At 64.7% G+C, this 21,700-nt stretch carries 16 protein-coding genes; 5 read left to right on the top strand and 11 right to left on the bottom strand.

Annotation, left to right across the window (positions count from 1 at the left end; translation table 11 throughout):
* Position 1: 1 nt before the first annotated feature.
* The 3 genes from B0G77_RS13610 to B0G77_RS13600 are packed head-to-tail and all read right to left on the bottom strand — an operon-like array spanning position 2 to position 2,615.
* Positions 2 to 1,072, bottom strand: a complete 1,071-nt coding sequence (locus B0G77_RS13610; RefSeq protein ID WP_133664138.1) for an MSMEG_0568 family radical SAM protein — start codon at positions 1,070 to 1,072, stop codon at positions 2 to 4.
* Positions 1,065 to 2,111: a Nit6803 family nitrilase gene (locus B0G77_RS13605; RefSeq protein WP_133662596.1), complete on the bottom strand. Its 1,047-nt coding sequence runs from the start codon at positions 2,109 to 2,111 to the stop codon at positions 1,065 to 1,067. Before B0G77_RS13605 ends, B0G77_RS13610 begins: the two co-directional genes overlap by 8 nt.
* A gap of 21 nt (positions 2,112 to 2,132) precedes the next feature.
* Entirely contained in the window at positions 2,133 to 2,615 is a 483-nt protein-coding gene (locus B0G77_RS13600) for an MSMEG_0572/Sll0783 family nitrogen starvation response protein (protein WP_133662595.1), read from the bottom strand.
* 376 nt (positions 2,616 to 2,991) lie between these two features.
* Between B0G77_RS13600 and B0G77_RS13595 the strand changes: the two genes are divergently transcribed.
* The 4 genes from B0G77_RS13595 (at position 2,992) to B0G77_RS13580 (ending at position 9,275) form a co-directional block, all read left to right on the top strand.
* Positions 2,992 to 4,383, top strand: coding sequence for a PLP-dependent aminotransferase family protein (locus tag B0G77_RS13595; protein WP_133662594.1), 1,392 nt, complete (start codon positions 2,992 to 2,994; stop codon positions 4,381 to 4,383).
* 275 nt (positions 4,384 to 4,658) lie between these two features.
* Positions 4,659 to 5,084 carry a host attachment protein gene (locus tag B0G77_RS13590; protein WP_133662593.1) on the top strand — a complete coding sequence of 142 codons (426 nt, stop codon included), beginning with the start codon at positions 4,659 to 4,661 and terminating at the stop codon, positions 5,082 to 5,084.
* Between the two features lie 181 nt (positions 5,085 to 5,265).
* Positions 5,266 to 7,860, top strand: coding sequence for a bifunctional lysylphosphatidylglycerol flippase/synthetase MprF (mprF, locus tag B0G77_RS13585; protein WP_133662592.1), 2,595 nt, complete (start codon positions 5,266 to 5,268; stop codon positions 7,858 to 7,860).
* Positions 7,857 to 9,275, top strand: coding sequence for an AcvB/VirJ family lysyl-phosphatidylglycerol hydrolase (locus B0G77_RS13580; RefSeq protein WP_133662591.1), 1,419 nt, complete (start codon positions 7,857 to 7,859; stop codon positions 9,273 to 9,275). The genes mprF and B0G77_RS13580 overlap by 4 nt, the downstream gene beginning before the upstream one ends.
* Before the next feature lie 64 nt (positions 9,276 to 9,339).
* Here B0G77_RS13580 and uvrA read toward each other — a convergent pair whose 3' ends face one another.
* From uvrA to B0G77_RS13560, 4 genes are all read right to left on the bottom strand, one after another.
* Positions 9,340 to 15,225: an excinuclease ABC subunit UvrA gene (uvrA, locus tag B0G77_RS13575; RefSeq protein WP_133662590.1), complete on the bottom strand. Its 5,886-nt coding sequence runs from the start codon at positions 15,223 to 15,225 to the stop codon at positions 9,340 to 9,342.
* Between the two features lie 364 nt (positions 15,226 to 15,589).
* Entirely contained in the window at positions 15,590 to 15,991 is a 402-nt protein-coding gene (locus tag B0G77_RS13570) for a type II toxin-antitoxin system HicB family antitoxin (protein ID WP_133662589.1), read from the bottom strand.
* A gap of 55 nt (positions 15,992 to 16,046) precedes the next feature.
* Complete coding sequence (locus tag B0G77_RS13565; RefSeq protein WP_133662588.1) at positions 16,047 to 16,229, bottom strand: type II toxin-antitoxin system HicA family toxin; 183 nt, start codon at positions 16,227 to 16,229, stop codon at positions 16,047 to 16,049.
* 181 nt (positions 16,230 to 16,410) lie between these two features.
* Entirely contained in the window at positions 16,411 to 17,316 is a 906-nt protein-coding gene (locus B0G77_RS13560; protein ID WP_133662587.1) for a LysR substrate-binding domain-containing protein, read from the bottom strand.
* A gap of 134 nt (positions 17,317 to 17,450) precedes the next feature.
* Between B0G77_RS13560 and B0G77_RS13555 the strand changes: the two genes are divergently transcribed.
* Complete coding sequence (locus tag B0G77_RS13555) at positions 17,451 to 18,353, top strand: EamA family transporter (protein WP_243751123.1); 903 nt, start codon at positions 17,451 to 17,453, stop codon at positions 18,351 to 18,353.
* A gap of 104 nt (positions 18,354 to 18,457) precedes the next feature.
* On the opposite strand, the gene B0G77_RS13550 is transcribed toward B0G77_RS13555, so the two are convergent.
* The 4 genes from B0G77_RS13550 to B0G77_RS13535 form a co-directional block, all read right to left on the bottom strand.
* Positions 18,458 to 18,766, bottom strand: a complete 309-nt coding sequence (locus tag B0G77_RS13550; protein WP_133662585.1) for an EthD family reductase — start codon at positions 18,764 to 18,766, stop codon at positions 18,458 to 18,460.
* A 126-nt stretch (positions 18,767 to 18,892) separates the two neighbouring features.
* Positions 18,893 to 19,849 (bottom strand): MBL fold metallo-hydrolase, encoded by a 957-nt coding sequence (locus B0G77_RS13545; protein ID WP_243750990.1) that lies wholly within the window; start codon positions 19,847 to 19,849, stop codon positions 18,893 to 18,895.
* A complete protein-coding gene (locus B0G77_RS13540; RefSeq protein ID WP_243750989.1) occupies positions 19,849 to 20,739 on the bottom strand; it encodes a quinoprotein dehydrogenase-associated SoxYZ-like carrier in 891 nt (296 codons plus the stop codon). The genes B0G77_RS13545 and B0G77_RS13540 overlap by 1 nt, the downstream gene beginning before the upstream one ends.
* 24 nt (positions 20,740 to 20,763) lie before the next feature.
* The gene (locus B0G77_RS13535) at positions 20,764 to 21,699 is read right to left on the bottom strand and encodes a quinoprotein relay system zinc metallohydrolase 2 (protein WP_243750988.1); all 936 of its coding nucleotides are present in this window, start codon (positions 21,697 to 21,699) and stop codon (positions 20,764 to 20,766) included.
* Position 21,700 lies beyond the last annotated feature (1 nt).

Raw genomic sequence — 21,700 nt, 5'->3', positions numbered from 1 at the left:
ATCACACCTCGTACGATGACAGCGACGAACACGCGCCGCATTTGCCGCAGCCCGCCTTGATCTCGCTGGAGCGCATCCGCGCCGCGCCGAGGATCGCGCCAAGCGGTTGCAACACCGATTTCATGAATTCGGGCGAAGGCGCCGGATGGTCTTCGAGCGGCGTGCCGCTGATCGGCACGAACGGCACGACGAACGGATAGACGCCAAGGTCGATCAAAGTGCGCGACATCGCGAGAATCGCTTCGGCTGAATCGCCGAGTCCCGCGAGTATGTAGGTGCTGACCTGCCCTCTGCCGAACACGGCCACCGCCGACCTGAACGCTTCCATGTAGCGCGACAGCGGCACGCTCGCCTTGCCGGGCATGATGCGTTCGCGCAAGGCGGGCGTCACCACTTCGAGGTGCATGCCCAGCGTATCGATGCCGCTCGCTTTCATGCGCGCGAACCAGCGGTCGTCGTCGGGGGGTTCGCATTGCGCCTGGATCGGCAGATCGACGGCGCCCTTGATCGCGAACGCGCTCTCGCACAGTATCTGCGCGCCGCGATCGCTGGTGGCTGGCGTTCCGGTCGTCAGCACCATATGTTTGACGCCGTCGAGCAAGACTGCCGCGCGCGCGACTTCGGCAAGCTGTTCGGGCGTCTTGCGCGCAATCGTGCGGCCTGCTGCCAGCGATTGCCCGATCGCACAGAACCTGCACGACTTGCGGCGGCTCTCGTAGCGGATGCACGTCTGCAGCACGGTGGTCGCGAGTACGTCGGCACTGTGCAGCGTCGCGATGTGCGAGTACGGCACGCCATCGAGCGTCTGCATCGCGTAGAAACGCGGCGCCTTCGGAAAGCTGATGCTCGCGATCGGGATCGTGCCGCGCATCAAGGCGCTCGCGCCGCCCGCATCCGGCGTTGCCGCAACGAAGGGCGAGTGCCACGCCGTGTTCGTATGCACGGGCACCATGATCGTCACGCCGTCGACTGTCACCGCCTTGTGATCGGACGGACCCGCGCCGCCGCGCCGGCTGGCGACGCCTGCATCAGGATCGGCGAGCCGCAGCCCGACCGACTGCAGTTCAGTCATCAATTGCCGGCTTGCGGCCGGCAGTGTCTCGCTGGAGTTCATCGCGCCATTCCTGGGTTGAGTTGAGATCGATGCCGGTCGCAATGCTGGCGACCGCTGGGACACCCGTCATCGGCGAAACGGTCGACGCCGGCCGATCATTGATGGCGAGGCTCAGCAGTTCCGGCCGCGCGTAGTGACCGACCGAATCCATCATCCGTTTGCGCTTCGTGATCAAGGCCATGTCGAGATCGGCGATCACCATGCCTTCGCCTTCGCGCAACGGCGCGGCCAGGTGCTGCCCTTCCGGAGAGACGATCGCCGTGTTGCAGCCGCCGCGTAGCGCCTTCTGCAGATTCGGATCGGGGGTGACCGATTCGATCTGCGCGTCTGTCAGCCAGCCCGTCGCGTTGACGACGAAGCAGCCCGACTCCAGCGCGTGATGACGGATCGTGACCTCGATCTGCTCCGCGAAAATCGGCCCCACCAGCGAGCCGGGGAACTGGCTGCAGTGAATCTCTTCGTGCTGCGTCATCAACGCATAGCGCGCGAGCGGGTTGTAGTGCTCCCAGCAGGCGAGCGCGCCGACCCGTGCGACCGCCGTTTGCACCACCTTCAAGCCGGCCGCGTCGCCCTGCCCCCAGATCATCCGTTCGTGGAACGTCGGTGTGATCTTGCGGCGCTTGAGCAGCAGTTGCCCATCGACATCGAAGATCAGCTGCGTGTTGTACAGGCTGCCGTGATCGCGCTCGTTGACGCCGAGCACAACCACCATCCGGTGCAATCTCGCGCGCTCCGCGACCGCCTGCGTGACAGGACCGGGCACCACCACCGCTTCTTCGTACAGCTTCATGTGGTCGCCTCCCGATGCCACCGGCGGCCGCACGAATGAAAAGTACGGGTAGTACGGCACGAAGGTCTCGGGGAACACGATCAGTTGCACGCCTTCGCGCGCCGCGCGGTCGATGGCCTCGCAGACCCTGTTCAGCGTGCCGTCGATGCGTTCGAAATCCGGTGCAATCTGCACGGCCGCCGCCCGGACGATGCGTTTCTCAGACATGGTGAAGGCCCGCCCCTTTGTCTAGACCGTCCAGGTGTGGATGATCAGCGCGTTGTCCTTGCGATGCAGAAGCTGGATGTCGAGCACGTCGAGCGGGCTGATCGGACGGATGCCCTCGATCAGCGATGCCTCGCCGTGACCGTACAGGGCCTGCAGCGCGAAACGGCACGCGTAGACCTTGCCGCCCTCTTCCATGAACTTGATCAGTTGCTTGTTGAAGTTCAGGTGGCCCGGAAACGCCTCGTCGCCGAGCGTCGGAAAGCCGCGCTGCAGGCCAAGCGTGACACCCGGCCCATACAGCAGCACCGACGTCTCAAAGCCCTTGCGTTGCAGCCGCGTCGCCTGCAACAGGTTGACGAAGCCGATCGAGCCCTCGAACGCGACCGTGTGGAACGTGACGAGCGCCTTCTCTCCCGGCTCCGCCTTCACGTCCTCGAAGACTTTCTCCTCGTAATCGACCAGGTAATCGCCTTTCTCGTGCTTCGGTTTATTGACGGCCGGCATGGCACTCTCCTTTTAAATTGAGCAGATTAAATCAATGGATTTAGATTTACTTTAGCGGCGATAGAGATAATGCATTTGCCATGCCACTGATAGCCCTCGCAAATGCAATCAATTGCCGATCAAGCAGACGATCATTCGGAAAGCGAGCCGAAAAAAATGCTGGCGTGAAGGTTGCGTGACGCTTCAGGCATGCCGCGCGAGCACGCCCTCCGGCCTTGCCGCACCATACGCGTGCCCTGTTCGTGGTGCATGCGTACCGGCATGGTGCAGTGGTTCACGAAATACGATCAATGCGATCAATGAATGCAATCATGTTTATTTTTATTATGTGCGCGTGATAGGCTTTATTTAATTCACACCAGACCGAAACAGAATCATGAGTAACGCGATTCATCACTGGATCAAACGACTGGCCGATATGCGCAAGCCGGCTTATCTGGCCATTCCGGAACTGATCGAGGAAGATCTGGCCACCGGGCGGCTGCGTCCGCGCGATCGCCTTCCGGGTCTGCGCGATCTGGCCAGCGAACTGGATCTGAACTACACGACCGTCGCGCGCGCGTACGCCGAAGCGAGAAAGCGCGGCCTGCTCGATTCGCGGGCCGGTAGCGGCACGTTCGTGCGCGGGCGCGCGCCGACGTTGCCGCTTACTGGCGGCAGCAGCATCGAAATGTCGATGAACACGCCGCCGGAGCCCGCTGACTACGCTGCGCGCCTGCGTGAATCGGCCGCGCGTTTGATGGCGGAGACCGACCCCTACCGGCTGCTGCGCTATCAGGATTTCGGCGGCACCTCCGCCGACAAGGCCGCCGGCACCGGGTGGCTCAAACGCCGTTTGCCCGACGCCGATGCGGAGAACGTGCTGGTCTGTCCAGGCATCCATAGTGCGCTGGTGGCGCTCGTGTCGCAGCTGGCACGGCCCGGCGCGATGATCTGCCTCGATACGCTCGCCTATCCGGGCATCAAGGCGATTGCGGCGCAACTCGGTGTACGCCTGCAGGCACTCGCCCGCGACGATGAAGGCCCGCTCGCGCACGCCTTCGAAGCGCTCTGCAAGACCGACAAACCCGCCGCCTTCTACTGCAATCCGACACTGCAGAACCCGAGCACGCTGACCCTCACGCACAAGCGGCGCGAGGCACTCGCCGACGTGGCGCTGCGCTACAACGTGCCGATCATCGAAGACGACGCCTACGCGATGCTGCCGCAACAGGCACCTGACGCGCTGGCCCGCTTCGCGCCCGAGTTGACCTGGTATGTGACGGGACTTTCGAAGAGCCTGGGCGCGGGCTTGAGAGTCGCGTACCTACATGCGCCAACGCCGCGCCAGGCGCAACGTCTTGCTGGCGCTTTGCGCGCGACCACTGTGATGGCAAGTCCGTATACGGTGTCGCTCGCGACCCAGTGGCTGATCGATGGCACCGCGCACGACATGCTCGAAGCGATTCGCAGTGAGTCGAGAGCGCGTCAGTCGATCGCGTCGCGCGTGCTGGGCGCGTGTCCCTATGACGCCCATCCGGACGGCTTTCATCTGTGGCTGCCGATCCCGTCCGAAGGTGGCTGGAGTTCCTCCGAACTGGCATTGCAACTGCGCAATCAGGGCATCGCTGCCGTCGCGGGCGCTGCGTTTTCAACCGATGGCAATCCGCCGAATGCGGTGCGCGTGTGCCTCGGCGGCTCGAAAAACCGCGACGAGTGCGAGGAGGCGTTGCGGCTCATCGCCGAGACCCTCGACCATCCCCATCATCTGCATTCCGCGGTGATGTGAAAGTACGCGCGGCCCGCGTGATCGATGCGCGTGCCACGCGCAGGGACGCCGCTTATCTGAACCCCGCCACCGGCTTCTTGATGCGCGGCGCGGGCAGAGGGTCGTGGCATTGTAGCGGCCGCTTCATTCAGCCGCGGGGCATTCAGCGTGCTCCCCCGATCGCGGACACCTCGGGTGAAATACGGGCACACCGACCTGATGGCGAGTATTGTTCAAGGAGCGCCTCCGCGCACTCCGCCGTGGCGCCCGCATCCAGGCATCAAAGGAGGAAAGCCATGACCAGCACTTCCTGGGTTGTTGTCGCCGACGGTAACCGCGCCCGTATCTTTGAAACCCCCGGTCTCAAGCTGGATCTGCGCGAGATCGAAGGTTTCGCCGATCCCCAGGCCCGCACGCGTGACCCCGAATTGCGCAACGGAGACTCCGGCCGCGACGCGATGCCGGCAGCCACCACGCCGGACGACGCAGCACGCGACAGGTTCGCCCGCATGCTCTGTGAGTATCTTGAACAGGGCCGCATGCACCAGCGCTACCAGCGGCTGCGCATCGCAGTCGAGCCGAAGTTTCTCGGCCTGTTGCGCCGCCATCTGAGCGACGAGACGCGCAAGATGGTGTACGAGGAAATCGGCGCGGATATCTCCAAACTCGACGCCCGGGCGATCCAGCGTCATCTCGAGCTGCACGGCGAAGGGGCACACTAACCCGCCCGCGTGCTGTCAGAAAATCGTAATTCGCAGCACGCTGATGTCAACCAATTCATGCACCAATCCGTTCAATTGCTGATCAAGTAATGGGAAAGCTTGCCGTTATAGTGCGGACAGCTTTCAACGGGGTAAGCAAGTGCGCGGTAATGGTTCAAAAGGTGGGTCGGCCAGCACCGACATGGTGCAAGAAGGTACGGCAAGGCGCCCGGCGATCCCTGGCTGGGCCTTCAACATTCAACGATTCAAGGCGCTGCCGCTGCGGCGCCTGGCAGTTCCGGTATTAGCCCTCGTGGTCTGCGCAATCGTGCTGACAGTCTTCCAGCACCTCTCGCAGACCATTCATTACCGCTCCGTCGTCTACAGCCTGCGTCAGTTGACGCCGCAGGCGCTCGCCACGTCACTGCTCGCGACTGCCTTCAGCTATGTCGTCCTGGTCGCCCGCGATGCGGTCGGATTGCGCTCGATCGGCGCAAAGGTGCCGCGCCCCACGCTGTGGATCGGCGCGACAGTCGGTTCCGCGCTCGGCAACGCTACCGGCTTCGGCGCACTGACCGGAGGCGCGGTGCGCTGCCGCGTGTACGGCACCGCCGGCATCAAGCCCGCGCAGGTCGGCCGCCTCACGCTCTTCACCAGCGTCACCCTCGGGCTTTCGCTCGTGCTCCTCGCCGGCCTCGGTATGCTGTTCGACGCGCCCGCCCTGAGTCACATGACCCATGTCACGACCGTGCCGCTGATCGGCGGGGGCGTGGCGATCGTGGTTGCCCTGGCGTTGCTGGTTGCCTGCTGCCGCCCCACTTCGCGGTCCATCCGCCTCGGCCGGCTCACACTCGATGTGCCCGCCCGCCGTGATCTGCTCGACCAGTTGTGGCTCGCCGCACTTGATGTCGCCGCCGCCAGCGTCGCGCTCTGGGCGCTGCTGCCGCATGCCGACGTAGGCTTCGCCCAGTTCGTCGCGATTTTCTCGGCCGCAATGCTGCTCGGCATGATCGGCCACACGCCCGGCGGCCTCGGCGTGTTCGAAGCGTCGATGGTGTTCGCGCTGGGCGGCAGTGTGGAGACGCCGGCGATGGTCGCCGCCCTGCTCGCCTATCGCGTGATCTATTTCGGCGTGCCGCTGCTGGTGTCGTCGGCGCTGCTGGCGGGCTTCGAAGGGCATGCGCTCAAGGCCCGCTTCGCGGGCCGCGGTTCGCGTGACATCACCCAGCTCGTCCCCCTGTTTCTCAGCATCGTCACCTTTGCGGTCGGCGGCATGCTGGTGATCTCCGGCGCGACGCCGGCCTTCGGACGCCGTCTCGCCATCCTCCAGACCGTCGTGCCGCTGTGGGTGCTCGAAAGCTCGCAACTGCTCGCGAGCCTGCTCGGCGTACTGCTGCTATTCGTCGCGCGCGGGCTGCTGCGCCGGCTCGATGCGGCGTGGTGGCTGACGATGCTGCTGGCCGTCGTGAGCCTTGCGCTGTCGCTGACGAAGGGTCTCGCGTTCGTCGAAGCCGGCGTCCTCGGCGTGCTGATCACGCTGCTCGCGACGACGCGCCACCGCTTCAACCGTTCGTCATCGCTCTTCAGCGAGCGCTTTACGCTGACCTGGCTGGTGTCGGTCGGCATCGTGATGATCGTCGCTTCATGGATCCTGTTCTTCGCGTTTCGCGATGTGCAGTACAGCCGCGATCTGTGGTGGAACTTCGCCTTCGACGAGCGCGCGCCGCGTGCGCTTCGCGCGACGCTGAGCGCCTGCCTGTTCGCCGCCACGATTGCGTTCTGGCAACTGTTGCGGCCGGCTGCGGGCCGCTTTGTCGAGCCGCCGGCGGGCGACCTCGCCGACGCTGCGAAGATCGTCCGTTCGCAGGAGCGCAGCGACGCCGGGCTTGCGTTGATGGGCGACAAGAGCTTCCTGTTCTCGAAATCGCGCGAAGCATTCCTGATGTACGCCAAGCATGGCCGTACCTGGGCCGCCCTGCACGATCCTGTAGGTCCGCGCGAGGAATGGGTCGAACTGATCGGCGAGTTCATGGCGCTCGCCCATGCACACGGCGGCCGCGCCGCGTTCTACCAGGTCCGCGCGGACGCCCTGCCGCTTTATCTCGACGCCGGCCTCACGCTGATGAAGCTCGGCGAGGAAGCGCGCCTCGTGCTAAGCGATTTCGAACTGGCCGGCGCACACCGCACCCACCTGCGCTACGCGCTCAAACGCGGCGAGCGCGACGGCCTGACTGTCGAAATGTTCAAGCCGTCGCTCGTACCCGAACTGCTGCCGGTGCTGCGCGGCATCTCCGACGCGTGGCTGGAAAGCCGCTCCGCGAAGGAAAAGAGCTTCTCGGTTGCCGCCTTCACCGACGACTATCTCTCGGCACAGTCCGTCATGCTGGTCCGTCAGCAGGACACGCCGGTGGCGTTCGTCACGTTCATGACGACCGATCTGAACATCGATGCGACTGTCGGCGTGATGCGCCATGTGCCGAGCGCGTCGCCCTATGCGATGGAATATCTGTTCACCAAGCTGGCGTTGTATCTGAAGCAGGAAAACTTTCGCAGCCTGAGCCTCGGCATGGCGCCGCTCTCGGGCATGAATCCGACGCCGCTGGCTTCACCGTGGCACCGTTTCGCCAGCCTGATGTGGCGTTTCGGTGGGCGCTTCTATAACTTCCGCGGCCTGCGAGGCTTCAAGAGCAAATTCCAGCCCAACTGGGAGCCGCGTTATCTGGCCGCATCGGGCTCGGTGGGCGTCGTGCTGACGCTCGCCGACCTGTCACTTCTCGCCGAAGGCTGGCGTTCATGAAATCGTTGAAAGTATTGTTGGCCCTGAGCCTGGCGACGGGCCTGTTCGCTGCGGCGCTGCCGTCGGCGCACGCTGTCGTTGCTACTGATCTCGCGACGAGCGCTGTATCCGGCGGGCGCTACGGCAACGTGGTCGTCACCAGGCCGACAGGCGAGATGCGCGGCTTTGTCGTGCTGTTTTCCGGTCGCAGCGGCTGGCGCCCGACCGACCAGCAGGCCGCCGACGCGCTCGCGCGCCATGGCGCGATGGTGGTCGGCGTCGATACGGAGCGCTACGCCGGGATGCCCGCCACGCGCAAGGAAACCTGCCGCAACCTGGTCGGCGACGCGGAAGCGATGAGCCACCAGTTGCAGCGCGAGGTGCAGTCGAGCCGCTATTTCCTGCCGATCGTCGCGGGCACGGGCCAGGGCGGCATTCTGGCGACGCAGATGCTCGCGCAGGCGCCGTCGAACACGCTCTCGGGCGCGGCATCGATCGATCCAGACGCGCAACTGGATGCACGCTTCAACCCCTGCCCTCCCGATCCGACGATCAGCCGGGGCAACGGCCTGCCTGGGTTCGTCGAAATCGGCGCGACGACTGCCGACGCCGTCAGGACACCCACGCCCGCAGGCGGCAAGCCCGTCGCCGTGCGGCGCCTGCCGCCGGACACGTCGAGCGCCGATGCGATGGTCACCTTGCTCGGTTCGCACCTGCGTATGCACGAAGCGAGCGAACAGGATGTGTCCGATCTCCCTTTGATCGAACTGCCCGCCGCTCATCCCACCGACATGCTTGCGGTCGTGATATCCGGCGACGGCGGCTGGCGCGACCTCGACAAGAGCATCGCCGAAGCCCTGCAGAAACAGGGCGTGTCCGTGGTTGGCTGGGACAGCCTGCGCTATTTCTGGGCCACGAAGTCGCCACAGGAGACTAGCCACGATCTCGCCCGGGTGCTGGAAACCTATGGGTCGCGCTGGCACACACGGCAGGTAGCGCTGATCGGCTATTCGTTCGGCGCTGACGTGATGCCTTTCGCGTACAACCGTTTGCCCGAAGCCTTGCGCGCGAAGGTCTCGCAGATGGCGCTGCTCGGGTTTGCCCATTCGGCTGATTTCCAGATTCGCGTGACCGGCTGGCTCGGCATGCCCGCCAGCAACGAAGCGCTGCCTGCGTTGCCGGAGGTGTCGAAAGTGCCGCCGGGAATCGTGCAGTGCGTGTACGGCGAAGACGAAGAAGATACCTTGTGCCCGACGCTCGCGAAGTCGGGTGTGACGGTGCTGCGCACGGCCGGCGGCCATCACTTCGGCCGCGACTACAGCAGCCTCGCGAACTCGCTTCTCGATAACTGGCGGCGGCAGATCGCCTCGCGCGAATGCGATGCAACGAAGGCACCGGCTGGCGGCGCACCGGCCGCGGGTTGCAACACGAAGTAAGTCCCCGCCTGTTCAAGCCGGGTCCGCGTTCAGAGAGAACGCGGACCCGAGCCTCTCTCCCAGCTCATCCGATCCCGACGGCCCCCGACTCTTCCGACGCGGCAAGCTCGCTTTTCTCACGCGCCAGCACCGGCGCAAGCGCGCGCCCGGTATGACTCGCCGATACCTGCACGAGCCCTTCCGGATGCGTTGCGGCGACAATCGCGCCGCCACCCACGCCGCCTTCCGGCCCGAGGTCGATAATCCAGTCCGCCTCTGCGATCACGTCGAGGTCATGTTCGATGACCACCACGCTGTGCCCGCCATCCACCAGCCGATGCAGGACACGGATCAGCTTCGCGACGTCCGCCATATGCAATCCGACCGTCGGTTCATCGAGCACGTACAGCGTATGCGGCGCCTTCTGCCCCCGGCGCGTGATGTCGTCGCGCACCTTGCTCAGTTCGGTGACGAGCTTGATGCGCTGCGCCTCGCCGCCTGAAAGCGTCGGCGAAGGCTGGCCGAGCGTCAGATAGCCGAGCCCGACGTCCTTCATCAATTGCAGCGGATGGGCGATGTTCGACAGCGGCGCGAAGAATTCGACGGCCTCGTCGATTTCCATCGTCAGCACGTCGCCGATATTCTTGCCGCGCCACGTCACCGCCAGCGTCTCCGGGTTGAAGCGCTGGCCATGACAGACGTCGCACGGCACCTTCACGTCCGGCAGGAAGCTCATGCCGATCGTGCGCACCCCCTGCCCTTCGCACGCCGGACAACGGCCATCGCCCGTGTTGAACGAGAAGCGCGACGCCGTATAGCCGCGCGCCCGAGCTTCGAGCGTATCGGCGAAGAGCTTGCGGATCGCGTCCCACACGCCGATATAGGTAGCCGGACAGGAGCGCGGCGTCTTGCCGATCGGCGTCTGGTCGACCTCCAGCACGCGATCGATGGTTTCCCAGCCGGTGACCGAATCGCAACCCTGCCAGGCATGCGTGACATTCAGCGAGGGACGCGGCGCACTGCGTGCCAGCACGCTCGAGCGGCGGCTGGTGGACGGCTCATCCTGCTGCGCCGCCTTGCGCGCACGCTTCGTAGCCGGCGACGACAGCACCGATCGGCCGACCGCGTCGAGCATGTTCGCCATCAGCACGTCGCGCGCGAGCGTCGACTTGCCCGAGCCGCTCACGCCCGTCACCGCGACGAGCCGCGCCAGCGGAATGCCGACCGTCACATCGCGCAGGTTATGCAGCTTGCCGCCATGCACGGTCAGCCAGTTTTCAGGCGTGGCCGCACCGTTCCTGCGTGGCGGCGTGACCGGCCGGCGCGGCTGCAACGGATGCGTGATCGGTTGCGCAAGAAATTGCCCGGTCAGCGAATCGGCATGCGACGCGAGGGCCGCGACGCCCCCCTGCGCGACCAGACTCCCGCCGCGCTTGCCCGCGCCCGGGCCGATATCGATGATGTGATCGGCACGCCGGATCGTATCCTCGTCATGCTCCACGACGACCAGCGTGTTGCCCTTCTCGCCCAACTTGCGCAACGCGCTCAGCAGGATCTGGTTGTCGCGCGGATGCAGGCCGACGGTCGGTTCGTCGAGCACATAGCAGACGCCCTGCAGGTTACTGCCGAGTTGCGCCGCGAGACGGATTCGTTGTGCTTCACCGCCGGACAGACTCGGCGCCGCGCGATCGAGACTCAGATACCCGAGCCCCACTTCTTCGAGGAATTGCAGGCGGCTGCCGATCTCGCTTACGACGTCACGAGCGATCTCCGCATCGCGGCCTTTCAACTGAAGCCCGTCGATCCAGCGGCGGGTATCGGACACCGTCCACTGCGCGACGTCGACAATCGGATGTTCGTCGAAGGTCACCGCGCGCGCCGCCGGATTCAGGCGCGTGCCGTGGCAGTCCGGGCACGGCTCGTCGCCGACGCCTTCCGGTTCCTGCTCCTCCGATGGCAGACTCTGCTCACGGCCGCGGCCGTCTTCCACAAGCAGCGTGTCGTCGTACGCCGCGCGCTGTTCGCGCGTCAGCGCAAGGCCGGTGCCGACGCAGGTCGTACACCAGCCGTGCTTGCTGTTGTACGAGAACATGCGCGGGTCCAGCTCCGGATAGCTCGTCCCGCAAGTCGGGCAGGCGCGCTTGACCGACAGCACCTTGGTCGTGCCAACCTGCGCGGTCGGATGACGGTTGTGCAACGCGTCGTGCAGACCGTCGAGCGGCGCGAGCAGATGGATGATGCCCTTGCCGAGTTCGAGCGTATCGTCGAGCGCGCGGCGCAACTGCGCCTCGTGATCGGCGGACACGACGAGATCAGCGACGGGCAGTTCGATCGTGTGTTCGCGGAAGCGGTCGAGCTTCGGCCACGGATCGACCGGCACAAACTCGCCGTCGACACGCAGATGGGTATTGCCACGCGCCTTCGCCCATTTCGCCAGGTCCGTATAGACGCCCTTGCGGTTGACGACGAGAGGCGCGAGCAGACCGACATGCTCGCCCTTGTGATCGCGCAGCAGCTGCGCCGCGATCGATTCGACGCTTTGTGACGTGACCGGCGTACCGTCGTGGATGCAGTGCTGCAGACCCAGTTTCACGTAAAGCAGCCGCAGGAAATGCCACACCTCGGACGTCGTCGCCACCGTGCTCTTGCGCCCGCCTCGCGACAGGCGCTGCTCAATGGCCACCGTCGGCGGAATGCCGTACACGGCGTCGACTTCGGGCCGCCCTGCCGGCTGGACGATCGAACGGGCATAAGCGTTCAGCGATTCGAGATAGCGGCGCTGGCCTTCGTGAAACAGGATGTCGAACGCGAGCGTCGACTTGCCCGACCCCGACACGCCCGTGATCACGTTGAACTTGCCGTGCGGGATATCGACGTCGAGCGACTTCAGATTGTGCTCGCGCGCATTGACGATACGCACGACATCTTCGCCCTCGACGGCTCGCCGCGCGCGCGCCGCGCTCAGCGCGGTTTGCAGCGGGATGCCCTGCGACGCGGATGCGACTTCGACGCCCATCGATTCGTCGTAGTGAATCAGCGCCTGGCCGGTGTGCGACTCGTCGCATTGCTTCACTTCGTCGGGTGTGCCGGCGCACAGTACGCGGCCGCCGCCGTCGCCGCCTTCCGGACCGAGGTCGATCAGCCAGTCGGCCGCGCGGATCACGTCCAGGTTGTGCTCGATCACGATCAGCGAATGACCGCCGGCCAGCAGCTTGCCAAACGCCTGCATCAGCTTGGCGATGTCGTCGAAATGCAGACCGGTGGTGGGCTCGTCGAACATGAAGAGCTTGCCGGCAGTGGCCGCGGTGGCCGGCTTCGCGCCGCGCGTCGTTCGCGCCTGCGCGGTTTCCGCGAGAAAGCCGGCGAGCTTCAGACGCTGCGCCTCGCCACCCGAAAGCGTTGGCACGGGCTGGCCCAGTTTCACGTACTCCAGACCGACATCCGCGATCGGCTGCAACACGCGCAGCACTTCGGCGTCGGCGGCAAAGTACGCGGCTGCCTCGCTGACCGTCAGATCCAGTACATCCGCGATGTTCAGCGCACGGTCGCCGCGCTCGATCTTCACTTCGAGAATCTCGGCACGATAGCGTCGTCCGTCGCAGTCCGGGCAGCGCAGATAGACGTCGCTCAGGAACTGCATCTCGATGTGTTCGAATCCGGAGCCGCCGCACGTCGGGCAGCGCCCGTCGCCCGAGTTGAAACTGAACATGCCCGCCGTATAGCCACGTTGCAGCGCGAGCGGCGCCTTCGCGAACAGCTTGCGGATCTCATCGAAAGCGCCGACATAGCTCGCCGGATTGGAGCGCGCCGTCTTGCCGATCGGCGACTGGTCGACAAACACCGCGTCACTCACCTGCTCCGCGCCGATGAGTTGCCGGAACGCACCGGGTGACTCCGTTGCCTTGCCGAGAGACCGCGCCATCGCTGGGTACAGCACATCCTGGATCAGCGTCGATTTGCCGGAGCCCGACACACCCGTCACGCAGACGAGCCGTTGCAGCGGAATCCCGACCGTCACGTCCTGCAGGTTGTGCTCGCGCGCGCCTTCCAGCACGATGCGCGGCGTGTCCGCCTTGACCGGACGGCGCGACCAGCGCGACGCGTCAGCCACATGGCGACGCCCACCGAGATATTCGCCGGTGAGCGTGCCGGCCGAGCGGATGTCGTCAGGCAAGCCGTCATAGATGATCGTGCCGCCGCGCTCGCCCGGGCCGGGACCCATATCGATCAGGCGATCCGCCGCGAGCATCACGGACGGATCATGCTCCACCACCACGAGCGTATTGCCGGCATCGCGCAGCCGATGCATCGCCTCGACGATCCGGTTCAGGTCGCGCGGATGCAGCCCGATGCTGGGCTCGTCGAGCACGAACAGGGTTTTGGTGAGCGACGTGCCGAGCGCCGTCGTCAGGTTGATCCGTTGCACTTCGCCGCCTGACAGCGTGCGGCTCTGCCGGTCCAGCGTCAGATAGCCGAGCCCCACGTCGCACAGGTATTTCAGCCGCGTGCGCACTTCGGCGAGCAGCAGCTTCAACGCGTCATCGAGCAGCGCGCTCGGCAGCGTGATCCCGTCGAAGAAGCGCCGGATGCGTTCGATCGGCAGCAGCATCAGATCGTGCACGGCCAGGCCCGGCAACGCTTCGAGCTGCGCGCGCGTCCACTCCACGCCGCGCGGCATGAAGCGCTGCGCGGGCTCGAGCACCGCATCGGCATTCGGCTTCGTGCCGAGACGCCACAGCAACGACTCCGTCTTGAGCCGCGCCCCGCCGCAGGTATCGCACGGTGTGTAGCTGCGATACTTCGACAGCAGCACGCGGATGTGCATCTTGTACGCTTTCGATTCGAGGTACGCGAAGAAGCGCTTCACGCCGTACCACTGGCTCTGCCACTTGCCGTTCCAGTCAGGCGAGCCGTTGATGACCCAGTCGCGCTGCTCCTGCGACAGTTCCGCCCACGCGGTATCGCGCGGGATGCCGGCCTTCGCCGCGTAGCGCATCAGGTCGTCCTGGCATTCTTTCCAGGCGGGCGTCTGCATCGTCTTGATCGCGCCGCCGCGCAGGGTCTTGCGCTCGTCCGGAATCACCAGCCCCAGGTCGACCCCGATCACGCGGCCAAAACCGCGACAGGTTTCGCACGCGCCATACGCCGAGTTGAACGAGAACAGCGCCGGCTGCGGATCCGCATAGCGCAGGTCGCTGTCGGGGTTGTGCAGACCGGTCGAGAAGCGCCAGATCTGAGGCAGAGCGGCCTCCTCAGGCACCTGCGGGAGCACATACACGTTCACCCGGCCGCCGCCGCGCTTGAGTGACGCCTCGATGGCTTCGACGGCGCGCACCTTGTCGGTCTGCTGCAGGCGAAAGCGGTCGGCCACCACGTCGAGCATCTTGCGCGGCCCGGTGGGCGACTCCACCTCGCGCTGCGCCTGCACACGTGTATAGCCGCTCGCCGAGAGCCATTGCTCGACTTCGGCATCGGTCGCGGTTTCGGGCAGTTCGACCGGGAACGTGACGACGAGCCGCGGATCCTGGTCCGCGGTGCGCGCCATCAGGTCGGCATAGATCGTCTCCGGCGTGTCGTGCCGCACCGCCTGTGCGGTTTTGCGATCGTACAGTTCGGCCGCGCGCGCGTAGAGCAGCTTCAGATGGTCGTTCAGTTCGGTCATCGTGCCGACTGTTGAACGCGAGCTGCGCACCGGGTTGGTCTGGTCGATTGCGATCGCGGGCGGCACACCGTCGACCCGGTCGACCTGCGGCCGGTCCATGCGGTCGAGAAATTGCCGCGCGTACGCACTGAAAGTTTCGACGTAGCGTCGCTGCCCTTCGGCATACAGCGTGTCGAACACGAGGCTCGATTTGCCCGACCCCGACGGACCCGTGACAACGGTCATTTCGCCGGTGCGCAGGTCGAGATCGAGGTTCTTGAGATTGTGCTGGCGAGCGCCGCGAATGCGGATCAGATTGTTGGAAGCCAATTTGTGCTTTCGAATCAGTTGGTTATAGCGTGATGTCCACACCGGCCCCCAGCCCTGAAACCCGCCATCGCACACGAACGGATCAGATCATCACAGAGGGGTTGGGGTCGGCAGACCGTCGGCCTGTACTGTACACCCATACAGTACATGAAGTCTGCGCCGCCTGCTTGATCGGGCGGCCGGAACACGGAAAACGACAGGGTTCGGACTGGCGCGGACCAACTTTGAAACCGCCGGGCGTTTAGACTCCGCTTCGTCTGACGTCTTTGTAGCGCTGCGGTGTGTCCCGGATAAAGCAAGGCCCGCCTGAGCGGACCTCACACGCATCACATGCCTCAATCCACCGCGCTCCTTTGGGAGTGAGTTAGCTATGCGCTAACGCCTCCAGGGCTGCACGCGCAAGAAACCCGCTCCTTGTTTCATGACGCGCCTCAACGTAAGCATCGATCTTATGTAATACAAAGCGTGGCAGGCTTACGTTAATCCGCTCCGGCCTTGAATCGAGCCGTGACAGATCGACATCGACAAGAGCCCAAACAGCCCCTGCATACTCCGGCTTTGCCACCAGTTCTTCTACAGTGGAACAGGCAAAGCCCATGTCTTCACCGAGTTCAACCAGGGTTGAGACATGTCCGACGATTGCTGCTTTTGCGTTTCTGATTGCGTCATCGATGGTGTCGCCCCAGGAATGGACGCCCGGAATATCCGGAACCGTCACTCCATAGACACTCCCATCGTCCTTATGGACAGCGATGGGAAATTCCATTACTGATTCTCCGCTACGATTTACGAATGCATCCTGTGTCGGTGAAAACCGCCGCTCAATCAAGGCCGGCGCTTTTCAGGATGCTCTTTACCGTCCCGACCGGAAGGTCCTTCTTCGGATGCGGAACCGTCACCAGGCCCTTTTTCCAAAAGTGATTAAAGTGATGGTGGCTGCCCGTAATCCTCACTTCTCTCCACCCATCCTCTTCGAGCATCCGGATGAGCTTTGATGAATTCATCAATCCTCCGCATGTCTTGTGTGTAATTCTACACACCACTCGAAGAAAATCAAAGAAAAGTGTGTAGTCGTGTGTATTTTCACACGTCGCTGGAGGCTCGCCAATCCTGACCGAATGGCATAGGGCGCATGGTCATGATCGCGATTTGCAGGATCCCCGCTTTACCGACCGAATCCGAGGTCTAAGGCGTCACGGCCGAGGTCTCAGCCAGGCGCCCCTCCGGCAACCCAATATTCAGTTCCTCGCAGAGGAAAGTCTGCAACGTCTGCACGGCGGCAGCCTGCGCGTGGGGCGCGGCGCGCGTGAAGAGTCCGAGGTCTGCGGTGGGCGGATCCGGCAATCCGTCGTTGCGGCCCAGCACGCGCATCGATTCGTGGCGGATATTGCCCTCGAGCAGGACGGACACACCCAGCCCCGCCTCGACCGCCGACTGCACGGCGGGCAGGCTGGTGCTGGTACACACCACTCGCCAGGCGATCCCGGCACGCCGCAGGATCGTCAGCACCTGTTGCTGCCACAGGCAACTGCCGCCGAAGGCGACGATCGAGAGCGCCGTGTCGGGCGAAGGAACGAAGCCGCGGGCGCCAACCCAGTACAACGGCTGCGTCCACGTCATCAGCGGCGGGGCTGCGACGATCGCCGGATCACCCACGAGCAGATCGAGTTCGCCCTCGGCCAGCCGGGCCGACAGCGCCGCGCTGCTATCGACGACGATTTCCAGCGCGACCTGCGGATACGCCGCGGAAAACCGCCTGAGCGCGCGCGGCAGACGACCCACCGCAATGTCTTCGAGCATGCCCAGACGCACCGTGCCCGCCACCTGCCCCGCGTTCAGCGCGCGCCGCGCATCGGCGCCCGCGCCGAGTATCGTGTGTGCGTACGGCAGCAGCAGATGTCCGGCCTCGGTCAACTGGACGCCGCGCGGAGAACGGTCGAGCAACCGCTGGCCAAGGTCGTCCTCCAGCCGCCGCAGCTGCATGCTGATTGCGGCCTGCGTCCGCGCAAGGCGAATCGCGGCGGCGCTCACTGCGCCGGTCTCCGCCACGGTGACGAAGGCGCGCAGCAGGGTGCTATCGAGGTCTCGCATTATTAACGTTCCTGATATGCCCATAAGAAATATCAGCTTATTTTATTTCGACGTAGCCCGCTATGATGGCGTCACCCGAGACCCCGAACGACCGCCAAACCGGCCGCATGGAAAGCAACATGAAACAGACGACACTGGCCGAGACCCCGCTTCCGGCCGCCGCCAGTCCACAGCCCGAGACTGCCCCGACGGGGCCGATGTCGGGGCGCGCAGCCGGCAATGCGGCCCTGCTGTGTGTGCTGTCGATGTCGAGCGTACAGTTCGGCGCGGCGTTGTCCGCGCCGACGATGAATGCGTTCGGCTCGTTCAGCACGACCTGGCTGCGGCTTGGCTGGGCGGCAGTCGTGCTGGCGCTGATCGTGCGTCCCAAGGTGCGCACCTATTCGCGCCAGCACTGGCTTGGCGCTGGCGTGCTGGGTGTCGCAATGGCCGTCATGACCCTCTGCTTCTTCCTCGCCATCCAGCGCATTCCGCTTGGGCTCGCCGTTGCCATCGATTTCCTCGGGCCGCTCACGGTAGCCACGATCGGCGTGCGCCGCGTGCGTGCGCTGCTCTGGCCGCTGCTGGCCCTCGCCGGCGTGTTGCTGCTCGCGCACGATCGCGCGGGCTGGGTCGGTGAACCGCTCGGCGTCCTGCTTGCATTTGGCGCCGCCGCCGGCTGGGGCGTCTATATCGTGCTGATGAAGAAAACCGGCGCGATGTTCAGCGGCCTCGAAGGGCTGTCGGTTTCACTGATCGCGGCGGCCATCGCGGCAACGCCTTTCGGGCTTCTGCAAAGCGGCGGCCACCTGCCGCTCGCACAGGTCGCGGCGACTGCCGGCCTCGCGGTGCTGGTGCCGCTGTTGCCGTACGCGCTGGAAATGATCGCGCTGCGCCATATGCCGGCCTCGTCGTTCGGCATCCTGATGAGCGTCGAGCCAGCGATCGGCGCGCTTGCCGGCTTTGTCGTGCTGCATCAGCCGATGACGGTGCTGCAACTCCTCGGCACCCTGTTCGTGGTCGGCGCAAGTGTCGGCGTGGTGGCGGCCGCGCCCTGAGAACCACGAGGCGGGCAGGCAAGGCGCTTTTGCCAAAGCGCCGCAGGCCACGCGTCGAAGCGCGCGATATCGCCCGACGGCGACCCGCAGGGCGGCGCGAGGGTTCAAACGACCTTCGTTTCGATAACGAGCATTTCGACGCCTGCCTGAGCAAAATTGGCCAGATCGCCCGCAGCGGCTTTGCCTGCGGGTGAGCTTAACGCCTCCTTGACGGCTTCCGACGAAGGGAACTCGAGCGTCGCGATGAGGTGATACGCCGATTGCCCCTGCAGGTCCTTCACCGGCCCGGAACTGACCTCATAGCGCTGCAGCCCGGGAAGCTTCTTCGCGAGGTACACGTGGGTCGAAAAGTAGTAGTCATCGAATGCCGACGGATCGGCCGGGTTTTTATAGAGCACGACGAGTTTTGCCATGATGTTGCCTCCTTGCAAGTTGAATTGAAGCCGCTGCAAAAAACAGCGTGATGCAGGTGTCGCGCGTTCGCTCGTTTATCGGCCCTTCCCGCCACGAAACCGCGCGTGGCGACGACGCTCACCGCCTTACTGCGCTTCCAGTTTCAGATACAGATGCTGGACGTTCTGCGGCTGTGCCACCGCATAGTGCTTGTAGCGGCTGAAGTCAGGCACTTGCACGCTGTGCGTCGCCTCCGTGAGGCCGACACCGGCCTCGAAGGCGCGTCGTACGCCCGCATCCAGTTGCTGCAAATACACGCCCGTCTGCGCAACGTCCTGCTTCTCTACGAGCGGCCCGAAGCCCGGCACGACGATGCGCGCATCCACGGCCTGCAGGCGCTGCAGCGCGTCGAGCCAGCCTGGAATGTTCTCGTTGCGCAGGTCGGGAATCCGCCCGACGCTGACAAGGCCGCCGGCAAACAGCACGCCGGTCGACGCGTCGAGCACGGCCAGATCGCCGGGGGTGCTTGCCGGGCCGAAATGCAGCAGCGCGAGCTGACGGCCGCCCGACTCGATCTGCGTCGAGCCGTCCACCGTGCGATCGGGCACGGTCACGCGTGAACCGGCCATCTCCTCTTCGCCCAGCGTCCGGCGCAGGTTCGCGAGACAGATCGCGCAGCGCTCGCGAATCAGTTCCGCCGTGCGCCTGTGCGCGAGAATCGGCACATCCTGATCGCGGAACGCCGATGCGCCGAACACAAACTCCGCAGCCTGATGCGTGATGATCACGAGTTCGATCGGCAACGGCGTGACCTTGTGGATCGCCTCGATGAGGGCGCGTCCGTATCGATATGACGAACCGGTATCGATGACGGTCACGCCACTCGCGCCGACGATGAAACCATTGTTCGCGACGATGCCGCGATTGGCCGGCGCTACCGCATCGCCGCTGCCCTGCATGACGTACACGCCCTGCGCCACGGCGACGGGTACCGGCATGTCGCCGGGTCCGGCACACACGGGCCGGGCAGACGTCACCAGCATCAGCATCGCGATCGCAGCCGGCGTCCAGCGCCTCGCTGCCGCTTTCCACCGTATTCGCATCAAGGCGTCTTCGACGTGGTTTGTTGTGCGCCAGGCTGCGAGCCGATCGCAACCTGAGCCTCGAACTGCCGGTTCTTCGTGTCCTCGATGTGCGCCTTCAGCTCACCATTCGCCCGCGGCGTGAAGTAAAAGCGGAAATTCGGGTTCTCGCTGATCGAGAAATTGACGTTCGCGGTCATCACGGGTTTGTCCGCATACGTCACCTGCACCTTGCGTATGAAGTATGCCGACGAATACAGCCGCGTCACCTGGTTCATCGCCATGCCGGTGCGGTTCGGGTGTCGCACCATCAGCTGCACGAGTTGCGGCTTGCCGAACACCGTCCTGCCTTGCGGTTGCAGACGCACGAGGCCGGCATCTGCTTCGGCGGCAGCATCGTCCTTGCCGGCAGGCGCCGAACAGCCGCCCGACGCCTTCACGAAACGTACCGCGCTGTACAGGTGCCCGTCATTGGTCTCCGCGATCACGCGCAGAAATGTGTAGTCCTCGACACGCACGCGCGTCTCGAGGCTCGCGAGACCGGAGTCCGGCGTGAACTCGAACGAGCCGCCATACGGCTCAGGATTTTCGTCGATGAACAGATAGAGCTTCCTGATGTATCGCGATGGCGTCTGCGGAAACTGCGCGGCAATCGCGATCGGCACCACGGCGGCGTCAGCGGCACGCGCGGGCGCGTCGAGCTTGATCACGGCGTCGCCGTGCGTATCGACTGGCCGGCCCTTGAACATCCCTTCCCGGAAGTCCTGCCAGCGGGCATTTTTGTCTGGGTCATCGGTGGGCTGCGCCGCATGCGCGGGACGGATCGCAAACGTAGCCAAAAGGGCCAGTGTTCCGCCCGCCGCGAGCAAACCTCGCAATACCATCCGCCTGGCCGCTCCTTTAGTAATCATGATGTCCCTCCGTCCTTCCCCGCACTACGGGTCCCACTCGAGTTCAGCATACGCCGCAGTCACATTGCGCTGATGATAGATATCAAAGAGGCGCCACTTTTTGCGTTCGTCGAGCCCGATCGTATCGACCGCCTGCTGCATCGTCTTCCCCGCCTTGATTGCTGCACGCACATCCCGCGCCAGCGCTGACAGATACGCTTCTTCGGCGTCGAGTGCGTCGCGCCAGGGAGTATCGATCGGCCCGTGGCCGGGCACCACCCGGCGCGGGTTCATCTGGCGGATCGTCGCGATATCGGCAAGCCAGCCAGTCACGCTGCCGTCGACGACGGGAATGCACTGCACAAACAGCAGATCCGCGAGCCATAGCGTGCCGCTACTCTCATCGTAGACCGTCAGGTCGTTGTTCGTATGCGCCGTCCTCCATGTTTGAAGCTTCAATACGCGCCCGCCCAGGTCCAGTGTCATGCTGCCGTTCACAGAAAGCGTCGGCGGAATGATTTCACTGCCATCCGCGAGCGCGCCCAGTTCGCGATGCAGCACGCGCATATAACTCTCGGCATGCGACGCTTCTGCTTCGGCGAGCGCAGCGCTGCCGACATATTGCGGACGATCGCCCCTGAATGCCGCGTTGCCGAGGATGTGATCCGGATGCATATGGGTGTTGATCACATAGCAGACCGGCAGGGGCGTCACCGCGCTGATCGCGGCACGCAGCGCCCGCCCTTCGGCTGCCGTCCCGCCCGTATCGATCGCGGCCACGCAGCGCCGCCCGACGATAAAACCGATATTGGCGATATCGCCGCCATTGGCGCGCGTCGCGACGTCGTCGTGTCCGCGATGCACATAGAGCCCCGGCACGATCTGCGTGACCTTCAACGGAGTGACGGCATGTGCTGTCGCGGCAAACGCCACTAAAAGCCCCGCGATCAGCAAAACAAGCCGTAGCGCACGCCCGGCCACG

The sequence above is a fragment of the Paraburkholderia sp. BL10I2N1 genome, from assembly GCF_004361815.1.
Taxonomy (GTDB): domain Bacteria; phylum Pseudomonadota; class Gammaproteobacteria; order Burkholderiales; family Burkholderiaceae; genus Paraburkholderia.
Note: the sequence above shows the minus strand (reverse complement) of the source record. Positions and strands in the feature narration are given on the sequence as shown.

Excerpts from the sequence above, each read along its gene's own strand:
- B0G77_RS13610 (WP_133664138.1), bottom strand. The coding sequence starts at position 1,072 with ATGACTGAACTGCAGTCGGTCGGGCTGCGGCTCGCCGATCCTGATGCA.
- B0G77_RS13605 (WP_133662596.1), bottom strand. The coding sequence starts at position 2,111 with ATGTCTGAGAAACGCATCGTCCGGGCGGCGGCCGTGCAGATTGCACCG.
- B0G77_RS13600 (WP_133662595.1), bottom strand. The coding sequence starts at position 2,615 with ATGCCGGCCGTCAATAAACCGAAGCACGAGAAAGGCGATTACCTGGTC.
- B0G77_RS13595 (WP_133662594.1), top strand. The coding sequence starts at position 2,992 with ATGAGTAACGCGATTCATCACTGGATCAAACGACTGGCCGATATGCGC.
- B0G77_RS13590 (WP_133662593.1), top strand. The coding sequence starts at position 4,659 with ATGACCAGCACTTCCTGGGTTGTTGTCGCCGACGGTAACCGCGCCCGT.
- mprF (WP_133662592.1), top strand. The coding sequence starts at position 5,266 with ATGGTGCAAGAAGGTACGGCAAGGCGCCCGGCGATCCCTGGCTGGGCC.
- B0G77_RS13580 (WP_133662591.1), top strand. The coding sequence starts at position 7,857 with ATGAAATCGTTGAAAGTATTGTTGGCCCTGAGCCTGGCGACGGGCCTG.
- B0G77_RS13570 (WP_133662589.1), bottom strand. The coding sequence starts at position 15,991 with ATGGAATTTCCCATCGCTGTCCATAAGGACGATGGGAGTGTCTATGGA.
- B0G77_RS13565 (WP_133662588.1), bottom strand. The coding sequence starts at position 16,229 with ATGAATTCATCAAAGCTCATCCGGATGCTCGAAGAGGATGGGTGGAGA.
- B0G77_RS13560 (WP_133662587.1), bottom strand. The coding sequence starts at position 17,316 with ATGCGAGACCTCGATAGCACCCTGCTGCGCGCCTTCGTCACCGTGGCG.
- B0G77_RS13550 (WP_133662585.1), bottom strand. The coding sequence starts at position 18,766 with ATGGCAAAACTCGTCGTGCTCTATAAAAACCCGGCCGATCCGTCGGCA.
- B0G77_RS13545 (WP_243750990.1), bottom strand. The coding sequence starts at position 19,849 with ATGCGAATACGGTGGAAAGCGGCAGCGAGGCGCTGGACGCCGGCTGCG.
- B0G77_RS13540 (WP_243750989.1), bottom strand. The coding sequence starts at position 20,739 with ATGATTACTAAAGGAGCGGCCAGGCGGATGGTATTGCGAGGTTTGCTC.